Below are 12,332 nucleotides of genomic sequence, written 5' to 3'. Positions count from 1 at the left end.
ACCTCAGCTCCCGGCCTCGTCCGGCGGCGTGTCCCGCTGCGCGTCCCGCGGCGTGTCTCGTGGCGCCTCCGGCTCATCCGGCTCGTCGGGCTCGTCTTGGGGCGTCTTCTGTTGATCTTCCGGGGGAAGGTCGCTCTTGCGGGTCCGGGCGGTCCGGACGGTCCGGACCGAACGGGTGTCGAGCGACATCTCGTCGGCCTTCGACACGTCCGCCTTCAGCCGGACGGTGCCCGTCACGGGGTCGATGACGTCCACCACCTTGTCCAGCAGCTCCGCGATCTGCTCGTTGCCGACCTCGCGGGCGAGCACCACGGCGCGGCCGAGCCGGGCCGTCGCGGTGTCCTCGTCGCCCTCGCGCCGGGCCTCCAGCCCCTCCTGGATCGCGTCCGCCAGCTCCGACTGCCCGGTGTGGTGCGCGACGCGCTTGTTGATCCGCGTCGAGAGGGCCTCGTCGTCGGTCCACTCGGCGAGCACGTTCCCGGACGCCAGCTCCCGCTCCGCCTCGCCGCCCGAGCCCGGCGCGATCACCTTCACCCACGCGGCGCGCATCTGCCGCCCGATCTCGCCCGGCCGCACCTGCACGCTCAGGAAGTACTCGCGCTTCTCGCTGCCCCACGCGCCGAGCGGGAAGTCGGCGGTCTGCGCCCCCGACCGCGCCCGCTTGCCCGTCAGGTCGTCCACGGTCGGCACCATCTGCTTGAAGAGCTTCAGCTCCGCGTGCTGCGGCGTCCACACGCGCAGCGCGACGTCCGCGACCTGCTTGCCCATCGCCGCGCGCGTCATCTCGAGGAAGTCGGCCTCCAGGTCCTTCGGGTCGGGGACGTCCAGGAACCCGCCGAGCAGCGCCGAGGTGATCTTGCGCAGCTCGGCGACCTCCCAGTCGGTGCCGACGCCGCGCGCGTCGCACAGGAAGTGCCCGGAGCACTGCCGCAGCGCCGCGTCCAGCTCCTCGTCGCTCTCGTGCTGGTTCTTGCCGTCGGTCAGCAGGATGGCGTGCTTGACGGCGCCGTCTGGATTCCGACGAAGTCGGCCCGGGGGGTGTGGGGGGTCGTCCCCCCTCGAAGGGCTCAGTCCGTCGAACAGCCGGTCCGCGAGCCGCAGCCACGACCCGATCGCGGTGCCGCCCGCCGCCTCCAGCCGCCCCACCGCGTTCGCCGCGCTGCGCCGCGTCGACGCGCTCGCCTCGACCAGCCGCTCCCCCTGCGGGTAGATCATCCGCGGCCGGTTCGCGCCCGCGACGACCGCGAACCGCACCCCGTCACGCAGCACCCCGACCGCCGCCTTCGCCGCGCGCCGCGCCGCCGCCATCTTGCCGCCGTACGACATCGACCCGGAGGTGTCGATGATGATGATCTCCGCGGCGCCGCCCTCGGCGGGCGGGCCCGCGCCGTCGCCGTCCGAGCGGGCCTCGACGGTGACGACGGCGTGCATCTCCCGCCCGCCCGCCGGCAGGTACGGGTTGTGGTCCACGCGGATCGTGAACTCGGGACGTTCGCTCATGAACCGGGCTCCCTCGTCGGGTCGGGCGGCGGGAACTCGATGACCACCACCGTCACGTTGTCGTGTCCCCCCGCGTCCAGCGCCGCCCGCACGAGCCGCCGCGCCGCCCCCAACGGCCCCGCCTCCTTGGCCGCCCTTGGCGCCCCGCCGGTGCCGGCGGCACCGCCGAGCGCGACCGACGCCAGCGCGGCCGCGTCCGGAAGATCGTTCCAGAGGCCGTCGCTGCAGATCAGCACGAGTCCCGGGCCGTCCGGCTCGTACGCGGCGAGGTGCGTCTCGAACGCGCCCGCCTCCGCCCCCATCCACGCCGTCAGCATGTGCGCGCGACGGTCCGCCCAGGCCGCGTCCGCGGTCAGCTCGCCCCGCGCGACCGCCTGCACCGCCCACGAGTCGTCCGTGGTCAGCGGGTAGGAATCGGTCTCGGACAGCCAGTAGGCGCGGCTGTCGCCCAGCCAGCCGACCGTGACCCGGCCCGCCGCCACCACCGCCGAGACGAACGTGCAGGCAGGACCCCGGCCGCCGGCGCCGTCGGCGAGGGCCGCGACCGCCTCGCCGGCCCGCTCCGCCGCCTCCCGGGTCGCCTCGTCCGGGCCCGCGCCCGCCGCGATCCGGTCGAGCAGCACCGCCGCCGCCGTCTGCGCCGCGGCCCGCGCCGCCTCCCGCGACCCGGGCGCCGTCGCGACCCCGTCGCACACGACCCCGCACGCCCCGTCCGGCAACCGCGCCAGCGCGAACGCGTCCTCGTTGTGGGCGCGGCGCAGCCCCGGGTCGCTGATGCCGGCGCCCAGCGCGGGCCGCCCGTCCACCACCAGGTGCGCCTCGGCGTGCTCGTCGGCGCCCGGCTGCCGCAGCCCGCACGCCTCGCAGAACCCGTCCGCCGTGACGGCCCAGCTCCCGCAGTCGCGGCAGGCGGCGTCCCCGCGCGCGCCCGCGTTCCCGTCCCCGTTCATCGTTAGAACAGCGTCCTCGGGCGAACGGCGTTGGCGCGCTTCACCATCGCGTGGCGGTGTCCCGGGCCGTCCGCGAGCTTGGCGAGCACCCGGTAAGTCTCCTCCAGCTTCGCCCGCAGCCGAGGTTCTTCGAGCGGGATACCGAGGATGTCCTTTTCCGGCCGGAGCTGCGCGGGGGTCCGGTCGGCGCGCAGCCAGCCGAGCGCGGCCTCCAGCACCTCAGCCACGAACGCCGAGTACCGCTCGGTGTCCAGCCGCAGCGACCGCAGCCGCCGCCCCGCCTCCACCAGCGCCGCCGCGTTCAGCTCCCCCGCCGGACGTCCCCGCACCGCCGCCCCGACCGCGCCGAGCTGCGCGGCCAGGTAGTGGCTGGAGATCCGCGGCACCGAGTCCAGGACGCGGCCCGCGCTGCCCCGGTCGCCGCCCGCCAGGTACGCGCGGGCCAGCCCGAACGCGGCGCTGACGTGCGTCGGGTCGGTGCGCCAGACCGTCGCGTAGAAGCGCCCGGCCGCCACGTGCTGGCCGAGCAGCTCCTTGCAGAAGCCCAGCGCGAGCTTCGGCGCCTGCTCGCCCGGCATCAGGTCGTACAGGTCGGAGAACACGGCGGCGGCGTCGGCGGCGCGGCCGTCCGCGAGCGCACGCGCGCCCCGGTACCAGTCGACCCGCCAGTCGTCGGGCTGCTCGGCCTCCAGCTCGCGCAGCAGCCGCGCGGCGACGTCCAGGTCGCCCAGCTCGATCCGGACCCGGACCAGCGCGAACCGCACCTCCCGCGACGCCACCGGCGCCGCGGCCAGCGCCGCCGCGAGGTCGCCCGGGTCGCGGGCGGTCAGGCCCGCGAGGAACGCGGCGGCCGGGTCCGAGCCGTGCACCAGCGGGACGGGCAGCGCGATCGCCGCCGCGGCCGGCTCCAGCGGCGCCAGCACCGGCGTCGCGCCGTCGCGCGCCGGATCGGGGTCGATGATGTCGGTCCCGGCGGTGTGCTGCTCCGGCCCGAACAGCGGCGACGGCGCCGGACGGGCCTTGCCGTCCTCGGCCGACAGCACCTCGCGCAGCACGCCCGTCAGCTGCTCGGCCATCTCCGCCGCGCTCTGGAACCGGCGCGCCGGATCGGGATGCGTCGCCCGGCGCAGCAGCCGGTGGTACGACTCGTGCCGCTGGAACAGCGGCACCTCCTCGCGCGGCGGCAGGCTGCGCAGGTGCCGCCGCGTGTAGCCGCGGAACGGGAAGCTCAGCACGGCGAGCGTCCGGCCGACCGTGTACAGGTCGGACACGATCGACGGCCCCGTCGAGCCGATCTCGGGCGCCTGGTAGCCGGGCGTGCCGAAGATCGGGCTGTCCACGTCGAACGCGCGCCGCACGCCGCCGAGGTCGATCAGCTTCAGCTGCTCCTCGGACTGGATCGCGTTGTCCGGCTTGAAGTCGCAGTACAGCAGGCCGACACCGTGCAGGTAGCCGAGCGCGCTCAGCACCTCCAGGCCGTAGGCCAGCACCTGCCCGAGCGGCAGCGCCGCCTGGTCGCCCTCCTCCGCGCGGCGCGCGAGCAGGATCTCCTTGAGCGACCGGCCGCCGACGTACTCCATCACGATGTAGCCGGAGTCGCCGTGCCGCACGAAGTTGTAGATCTTGACGATGTTGGGGTGCTCGACTTCGGCGAGGAACGCCCGCTCGGCCGCCGCGGCGGCGAGCGAGTCGGCGTCGCCGGTGTCCAGCAGGCCCTTCAGCACCACCCACCGCTCGCTGACGTTGTGGTCGCGCGCCAGGTACACCCAGCCGAGCCCGCCGTGCGCGAGGCAGCCCAGCACCTCGTACTGCCCGCCGAGCAGCTCGCCCGGCTTCAGCTTCGGGGTGAAGGAGAACCGGTGCCCGCAGGACGCGCAGAACCCCTCGGTGCGGCCCGGCCGTCCGTCCCGGCCGCGGCCGACCTTCTCGCCGCACCGGCTGCAGTACCGCCGGTTCTCCGGGACCTCCGGGTTCTCCATGATCGCGGACGCGGGGTCGCGGAACGGGACCGGCGGCACCTCGACCAGCCCGGCGCCGAGCATCCCGCGCCGCGCGGACCCGGTGGAGCCCGTCCCGCGCGTCCCGCCGCGCGACGCGGTGCGGCCCGAGCCCCCGGACCCGCCGGTCGGCTCGCTGCGCGACCCGCCTGAGCCGGGCGTGCCCGTGCCGGGCGTGCCCGTGCCCGGCCGGGACGCCGGGCGCTCGACCGACGTCGCCGGCGCGTTCACCACCGTCTTCGGAGCGGGAGCGGGAGCGGGCGCCGGGCCGCGCGGCTGCGCCGGGACGGAACCGGCGGCCGGCGGCCCGGCTGCGAGCGGCCCCGACAGCGGCCCCGACGGCTGCGATGCCACCGGACCCGAGCCTCCCGGGTCGGCGGGCGGCGGCTCCGGGAGCGGCGCCATCCCGCACACCTCGCAGAAGCCGTCCGCGCCGACCTCGCCGCCGCAGCCGGGCTGGGTGCATCGGGTCATGTGCTGGTCCCCGTCCCGTCGTTCTCGTGCGCCCTGATCGCGCGCTGGTACTCGGCCAGCAGCGCGGTCGCCCGGCGCAGGTCGCACGGCGCCGACCACAGCACGTCACGGGCCCGCCCGTGCAGCGCCGTGAGCGCCTCGTCCTCGGCGAGCCCGAGCCGCGCCGCCTTCGCCCGGTACGCCTCCAGCCGCCCGCGCAGCTCGCCCCGCCGGTCGAGGAGCCCCTGGCTGAGACGCAGATCGTCGGTCGCCCGTTCCAGCGCCTCCGCCGCCGCGCTCTCCAGCTCGGCGACGCGGCCCGCCATCTCCACCCAGCGGCCCGCCTCGCGCAGCCGCTCCAGCGCCGCGAGCCGGTGCCGCAGCCCGTCGCCGAGGCCCCGCGCAGGCGGCGGCACGTTCGGCGCGTGGATCTTCAGCAGGACCGTCGCGTGCGCCTCGCACGCCCGCCGCTCGGTGTCCTCCACCCGCCCGATCGCCGCTCCGAGGCCCGCGACCAGGTCGGCGTACTCGTCGCGGAGCCGCGCCACCCCCGCGAGCTCGTCCTCGATCGAGCGCAGTGACGCGCGCACCCGGTCCAGCCGCGAGGTGTCGGGACGGCCGTCCGGGCACAGCGACAGCGGATCGGTGCGGACCAGCCGGCCGAGCGCGGTCAGCTCGCGGCCCAGCCGGTCCAGGTCCGGGTGCCGGGTGCCGTCCAGGGAGTGCGCCAGCCGCGCCGTCCGCTGCCAGCTCTCCTCCGCCTCCTCCAGCGGCCGCAGCAGCGCCGACCACGCCGCGTCCGCCGCCGCGACCTCCTTCGCCACGAACGCGTACGCGTCGGACATCATCCCGACCGCCTCGTCCAGCGTCGCCCGTTTCTCCTGCGGGCCGAGCAGCGTCCGGTCCTCGAGGGGGATCTCGCCGTCCGGCAACTCCACCGACCGCCCCGACAGCAGCCCCGTCAGCTCCACCAGCGTCGCGACGCCCGGCCGCGCCGACCGGCCGCGCAGCGCGCACGCCTCGTCCAGCACCCGCTGGTAGGCGTCGAAGACCCGCCACAGCAGCGCCAGCCGGGCGCGCACCTTCTCCCAGCGCCGCCACGTCTCGCCCGCGAGCCGGGCGCCCTTCAGCAGCCGGACGCCGGTGTGCCCGTCGAGCTCCAGCAGGGACGCCGCGATCCGCTCCCGCTCCGCGCCGAGCGTCCGGAGGGCATGGTCGACTCCCTCCCGGCTCATGGGCGCGGCGGCCCCGGCCCCGCTCTCGTCCACCTCAGCCCCGCGTTCGGTTCTCTCGGTCCCCGTGCGCGCCCCCGGTCCCGGCGGCCTGGGAGCAAAGGACCGCACAAGTATCGGGCACGCTCTCTCCAACAAGTGTGATCCGTGACACTTGGCGACACAAGCGCCTGTCCCCGCCGGACAGGTCCCCGCACCGGTGGGACGATCACCCTGGGCCGTACCCTGGTGCGCCGGGAACCTCGCCGCCCGAGGCGGCGTTACGCAGGTAGGCCCAGATGAGAGGAGTGGTGAGTCCGCGGTGTCGGACCCCAGTCATAGACCCGGTGCCCCATGCTGAGCGCGGCGCTGGGACTGCTCGCGGTGATCGTTCTCACCGCCGCCACCGGATACTTCGTCGCCCAGGAATTCGCCTACGTCGCCGCCGACCGCGCGTCCCTCGAGCAGGACGCGGCGCGCGGCGACACCGCCGCCCGCCGCGCCGTGAAGGTGATCGGCCGGCTGTCGTTCATGCTGTCGGGCGCGCAGCTCGGCATCACGATGACCACGCTGGTCGTCGGGTTCATCGCCAAGCCCGCCCTGGCCGGGCTGATCCAGCCGCTGCTGGACGCCGCCGGGATCCCCGAGGGCGCGACCGGCGCGATCGCGCTGGCCGCCGGGTTCGTGCTGGCCACGCTGATCCAGATGCTGCTCGGCGAGCTGTTCCCCAAGAACCTCGCCTTGGCCCGCGCTGAGTCGCTGGCGCGCGCGCTGGCCGCGTCCACGCTCGTCTACATGACGGTGGCGGGCCCGCTGATCCGGCTGTTCGACCGGGCCGCCGAACGGCTGCTGCGCGCCGTCGGCGTCGAACCCGTCGAGGAGCTGCACAGCGGCGCCACCCTCGAGGAGCTCGGCGACATCATCGGCAAGTCGCAGAGCTCCGGGCACCTGCCCGCCGACCTGTCCGGCCTCCTCGACCGCGCCCTGTCGTTCGGCGACCTCACCGCCGACGAGGTCATGGTCCCGCGCCCGCAGGTCAGCACGCTGCCGTCCACCGCGCCCGCCGCCGACCTCGTCGCGCTGATCCGCGCGACCGGGCACAGCGCCTACCCCGTCTACGACGGCGAGGTCGACGACGTCATCGGCGTCGCGGGCGTCCGCGAGGTCGCCGACGACGCCCTCGACCCCGCCACCCCGGTCGGGGAGATCGCCCGCCCCGCGCTGCTCGTCCCCGGCAGCCAGCCGCTGTACGGGGTCATCGAGCGGATGCGCGAGTCCGGCGAGGAGTTCGCCTGCGTCGTCGACGAGTACGGCGGCCTCGCCGGCATCCTCACCTTCGAGGACGTCGCCGAGGAGCTCGTCGGCGAGATCGCCGACGAGACCGACGCCCGCGAGGACGCCCCCACCACCGGCCCCGACGGGTCCTGGCTCGTCGACGCCGGCATGCGGATCGACGAGGTCGTCCGCCTCACCGGCCTGGACCTGCCCGAAGGCGACGCCTACGACACCCTCGGCGGCCTCGTCATGGCCGAGCTGCGCCGCCTCCCCCGCCCCGGCGACCGGCTCACCGTCGCGCTGGACGGCGCGTCCGGCGGCGCCGCGTCCGGGCACGCCGAGCTGGAGGTCGTCAGCGTCGCCCGCCGCGTCGCCGAGAAGATCCGGATCCGCACGGCCGCGTCCGCACCCGCACTCGCGCCCGCGCCGGCCGGCCGTCCCGAGGAGGCCTCGTGGACCCGCTGACCTCGCTGCTCATCACCGTCCTGCTGCTGATCGGGAACGGCTTCTTCGTCGCGTCGGAGTTCGCGCTCGTCGCCGCCAACCGGTCGCAGCTCGAACGCGCCGCCGGCAAGGGCGGCCGCCCCGCCGCCGCGGCCGTCGCCGGCGTCCGCGAGCTGTCGCTGATGCTCGCCGGCGCCCAGTTCGGCATCACCATGTGCTCCCTCGGCCTCGCCATCGTCACCGAGCCCGCGTTCGAGCACCTCCTCGAACCGCCGCTGCACGCCGTCGGCGTCCCCGAGGCCGGCGCCAAGGCCGCCGCCCTCGCCTGCGCGCTCGGCGTCATCACCTTCCTGCACATGGTCGTCGGCGAGATGGCGCCGAAGTCCTGGGCGATCGTGAACCCGGAACGCTCCGCCGTCCTGCTCGCCCTGCCGTTCCGCGGCTTCGCGAAGGTGTCCCGCCCGATCCTCGCCGCGCTGAACGCCGCCACCAACGGGCTGCTGCGGCTCGTCCGCGTCACGCCCCGCGACGAGCTCGACAGCCACACCGACCCGGCCCGGCTCAGCCACCTGGTCGGCGAGTCCCGCCGCCTCGGCCTCATCGGCCGGCACGACCACGAGCTGCTCCGCCGCGCGATCTCCGCGCGGGAGGCGACCGTCCGGCACCTGGTCATCCCCGCCACGTCCGTGACCACCATCGACGCGGGCGCGTCCGCCGCCGACATCCGCCGCACCGCCACCGCCAGCGGGCACAGCCGGCTGCTCGTCCGCGGCCCGGACGGCGCCGCCACCGGCATCGTGCACGTCCGCGCCGCCATCACCGAGCCCGACGGCGACCGCTCCGCCGCCGACCTCGCCTACCCGGCGCCCGCGCTCACCGCGGAGACGACCGTGCTCGACGCCGTCAGCCGGATGCGCCGCGCCCGCGCGCAGCTCGCCGTCGTCAACGGCGAGCTGGGCGGCTTCGCCGGCATCGTCACCCTCGACGACCTGCTGGCCGAACTCCTCGCCACCAACCCGCACTGATCCGGATGATCGTTTTCATATGAGACGTTAGACGCGAGCAGAAGGGGACACATACGGCCCCGGGGTCGAACTCGGACGGGATGGCGTCGGTGAACCAGTCAGCGGAACCCAACGAGCCGGACGGCGCGCCGGAGCCCGCCCTCGACGCCCGCCCCGACCTCGAGACGATGCCGTTGACGGAGGCGTCCACCGAGGAGACGCCGCCGATGGGCGTGGAAGAGGTTCCCCGGGGCGGCGCCGACCTCGTCGAGACCGCCTACGCGCCGCTCACCGAGCAGTACGAGCACCTCCAGACCCTTCTGCAGGACGACGCGCTCGGCTGGGCCGCCCAGATCGCCGCGCTCCGCGCCCTCCGCACCGCTCAGGTCGCCGGCGACTGGGAGGTCCTCGCCCGCCTCCTCGTCGCCCCCGGCACCCTCGACGCGACCGGCGCCGTCCGCCTCGTCCGGACCGCGGACGAACCCGAGACCGTCCGGCACCTCGTCGCGGACCTCAAGGCCGCCGGCGAGCGCACCCTGCTCCTCGCCCCGACCCCCGAGAAGGCCGCCGAGCTGCTCCAGGCCGTCCAGGACGACCCGGAGATCCGCGCCCTCCTCATCGAGACCCATCCGCCCCGGCCACCGGCCGCGTCCGACGAAACACTCAAGCCCCCGCCGGCGCAGGACGAACCTCCCGCGACGCCGTCCAGGAACGAGGCCGGCTCCAACGGAACGGTCGAGTTCAAGCCGGTGACCGGCCTCCCCGCCCCCGGCACGGCCGTGACGCGAGCCGAGCCGCTCCCCGCCGCCGCCGACGACGACGTCCAGCCCGCAGCGGAGCCGAGAGAGACCTCGCCGACCGACTGGTACGCCCAGCCCATCACGCCCGAGACCCCCGCCCCCGCCGGACCGACCAAACCCAACGAGCCCACGCCGAGCGACGCGTCCGCGGAGACGCAGGCGATTCCCGCCGTCGCCGAAGCGGACGAGGGCGCCAAGCCTGAGGTATCCGAGGCGTTGCTGAGCAGCGGGGCTCCTGAGACGTGGGTCATGGGGGCCGGGCTGCGGGCCGTCGGGGAGGGCTGGGCTCGGCGGTGGCGGGCCGAGGCGGGAAAGCTGCGGCGCGGGTTGATGCTGCTTGATCAGTGGCCTCTGGACGCTGCGGCGCTCACGGCGGTCCGGGCGGAGGTGGCCGCGCGCAAAGAGGCGCTGGACGCGGAGCTGGCGGGGCTGGCGGGCGCGATCGAGGAGGCGCGGGACGCGGCGCAGAGCGCGGAGGAGCGGGCCGCCGAGGCGGACGCGGAGGCGCAGCGGCTCGTCGCGGTACAGCGGGAGGCGGAGGACGAGCTGATCGGTCCGCGCGCGGAGGCGGAGCGGTTGCAGGGGATCGCGGACGCGGCGGGCGCGGAGGCGAGCGACCTGACGCGGATGGCGGACGAGGCGTACGCGCGGTGCACGCAGCTGGATCAGCGGGCTCGTGAGGCGCAGGAGGAGTTCCGGGGCGCGCAGCAGGTGGAGGCGTCGTTGAAGGACGAGCTGGCGCGCGCGCAGGAGGCGTTGCCTGCGGCGGCGGAGGAGGCGGACAGGCTGGCCGCCGTGGACGCGGACGCGTCGGCGGAGGGGCACGCGGCGTACTACCGGCTGGTGTCGGCGGAGTCGGCGCTCGCGGCGGTGCGGCGGAAGATGACGTTGACGCAGCGGCTGCATGTGGCGGCGCCGCCGTCGGATCTGAAGAGCGTCCGGGCGGAGGTGCAGGCGCGGACGCGGGACGCGGACGTGGCGGCGAAGCGCGCGCAGGAGGCGAAGGACGCGGCGGAGCGCGCGGAGGCGCACCGGCAGGGGCTGGCGGCGTTCGTGGCGGAGGGCGGTCCGCGGCTGGCGACGGCGCGGGAGGCGCAGGAGCGGTTGACGACGGAGCTGGCGTGGCTGGCGACGGAGCGGGAGACGGCCACCGCGGACCATCGCGAGCAGGCGCGGCGCGCGGCGGAGTCGGTCGACCGGGCGACGCAGGCGGGGCTGGAGGCGCGGGCGGCGCAGCAGGCGGCGCGGGCGGTCGAGGAGCGGGTGGAGGCCGCGCGCGCGGGCCGGGAGGCGGCTCTGGCTGCGGCGGCGCAGGCACGCGCGGACTCGGAGGCGGCGGTGACCCGGGCCGCGGAGCTCCGGGCGGAGCTGGACCGGCGCAGCGCGCAGGGTGAGGAGGAAACGGCCGCGGGTCAGGCGGAGCTGCAGGCGGCGGAGGAGACGGAGGCGCGCGCGCGGGAGAACGTCCAGAAGGTGTTCGAGGCGGACCCGGCGGACGATCCCGACGTGATTGGGGAGCGCCGCCGTTCGGCGATGGCGCGGATCGAGGAGCTCGGCGGGTTCCTGGAAGGCGGTGGGCCGGACGGCGCCGCGCTGCTGCCCGCCGCGGACCTGGTGGTCGGGACGCCGGTGGGCGTGGGGGCGGCGGTGCCGGACGAGCGGTTCGGCGCGCTGGTCGCGGTGGGGCCGCTGGACGACGCGGATTTCCTCGTCGGCGCCGTCCGGACGGCCCGCTGGATCCTCGTGGGCCCGCCCGAGGACGAGCAGCCGGGGCACGGGACGTTCGCGCGCTGCGCGACCGCCGCACCCCGGCTGGTGGAGAACGGCGACAACCTGTGGCTGGACGAGCCGACACGCCTGGTGTGATCGCCCATCACGGATCCATCTGGCCGGTGGTCAACCGACCGTCCGGTACGAACCGCCCCACGCCCCCGACAAAAGCCGACTGACCGACGCCTTCCGCTCCGCTAGAGCTCCGCTCCAGGCGCCGGTCAGTCGTCGTCCTTGTCGTCGTCGCCGGGGATGAGGACGTGCAGGAGCCAGCCGACGATGCCCACGACGATCGCGCCCCAGAAGGCCGGCCAGAACCCGCTGACGTGGAACGGCAGGTCGAGGCGGTCGGCGATGGCGCTGGTCAGCCAGAGCAGCAGGCCGTTCACGACGAGGCCGATGAGGCCGAGGGTGAGGATGTAGAAGGCGCAGCCGAGCGTCTTGACGATCGGCTTGATGACGGCGTTGACCAGGCCGAAGATGACCGCGACGCAGAGCAGTGTCAGCGCGCGGTGCGCCGTGTCCTGGTCGCCGAGCGTGATGCCGTCGATCAGCGCGGTGGCGGCCCAGAGGGCGATCGCGGTGATGACGACCTTGATGAGGATGCGCACAGTTCGAGGATGGTAGGGGACGTTGCGGTATTCATCCCTCTGCGTGGCGATTCGCCGGGCGTGTCGCTCATCATCCGGAACGACCGGGCATCGGCCCGGGCCGCGCGGGCGGCGGCCCAGGCGGGCCCAGGGCGGGCCCGGGCGGGCCTCAGTCGGCGCGGTCGAAGAACGGGGAGCGGGCGGTGACCTGGGAGCGCGGTCCGACGCGGGTCGCCCGCGCGCCGGGCCCGGCGGGAGCGGGAGGGGCGGCGGGAGCGGCGGGCGGCGCGGCGGCGGCGCGGCGGGGAAGCGGCGGCGCGTCCGCGGCGGACGCCCCG

The 12,332-nt window shown here is 75.7% G+C and carries 8 protein-coding genes; 3 read left to right on the top strand and 5 right to left on the bottom strand.

What is annotated here, in order from left to right; all coding sequences use genetic code 11:
• Positions 1–3: 3 nt before the first annotated feature.
• Genes F8568_RS42015 through F8568_RS42000 form a run of 4 tightly spaced genes read right to left on the bottom strand, consistent with a single transcriptional unit; the run spans position 4 to position 6,168 of the window.
• Complete coding sequence (locus tag F8568_RS42015) at positions 4–1,500, bottom strand: vWA domain-containing protein (RefSeq protein WP_151599696.1); 1,497 nt, start codon at positions 1,498–1,500, stop codon at positions 4–6.
• The gene (locus F8568_RS42010; protein ID WP_151599694.1) at positions 1,497–2,450 is read right to left on the bottom strand and encodes a PP2C family protein-serine/threonine phosphatase; all 954 of its coding nucleotides are present in this window, start codon (positions 2,448–2,450) and stop codon (positions 1,497–1,499) included. Before F8568_RS42010 ends, F8568_RS42015 begins: the two co-directional genes overlap by 4 nt.
• 2 nt (positions 2,451–2,452) lie before the next feature.
• Positions 2,453–4,921, bottom strand: a complete 2,469-nt coding sequence (locus F8568_RS42005; RefSeq protein ID WP_202125988.1) for a serine/threonine-protein kinase — start codon at positions 4,919–4,921, stop codon at positions 2,453–2,455.
• Positions 4,918–6,168, bottom strand: a complete 1,251-nt coding sequence (locus F8568_RS42000; protein WP_328601282.1) for a hypothetical protein — start codon at positions 6,166–6,168, stop codon at positions 4,918–4,920. Before F8568_RS42000 ends, F8568_RS42005 begins: the two co-directional genes overlap by 4 nt.
• 297 nt (positions 6,169–6,465) lie before the next feature.
• On the opposite strand from F8568_RS42000, the gene F8568_RS41995 reads away from it, so the two are divergent.
• The 3 genes from F8568_RS41995 (at position 6,466) to F8568_RS47330 (ending at position 11,500) form a co-directional block, all read left to right on the top strand.
• The gene (locus tag F8568_RS41995) at positions 6,466–7,851 is read left to right on the top strand and encodes a hemolysin family protein (RefSeq protein WP_151599692.1); all 1,386 of its coding nucleotides are present in this window, start codon (positions 6,466–6,468) and stop codon (positions 7,849–7,851) included.
• The gene (locus F8568_RS41990) at positions 7,839–8,855 is read left to right on the top strand and encodes a hemolysin family protein (RefSeq protein ID WP_151599690.1); all 1,017 of its coding nucleotides are present in this window, start codon (positions 7,839–7,841) and stop codon (positions 8,853–8,855) included. The genes F8568_RS41995 and F8568_RS41990 overlap by 13 nt, the downstream gene beginning before the upstream one ends.
• 89 nt (positions 8,856–8,944) lie before the next feature.
• Positions 8,945–11,500, top strand: a complete 2,556-nt coding sequence (locus F8568_RS47330; protein WP_151599688.1) for a hypothetical protein — start codon at positions 8,945–8,947, stop codon at positions 11,498–11,500.
• Positions 11,501–11,625: 125 nt separating this feature from the next.
• On the opposite strand, the gene F8568_RS41985 is transcribed toward F8568_RS47330, so the two are convergent.
• A complete protein-coding gene (locus tag F8568_RS41985; protein WP_151599686.1) occupies positions 11,626–12,015 on the bottom strand; it encodes a phage holin family protein in 390 nt (129 codons plus the stop codon).
• Positions 12,016–12,332: the final 317 nt, after the last annotated feature.

The organism is Actinomadura physcomitrii (assembly GCF_008923205.2).
Taxonomy (GTDB): Bacteria; Actinomycetota; Actinomycetes; order Streptosporangiales; family Streptosporangiaceae; genus Spirillospora; species Spirillospora physcomitrii.
This window is presented reverse-complemented; position numbering and strand designations above follow the sequence as displayed.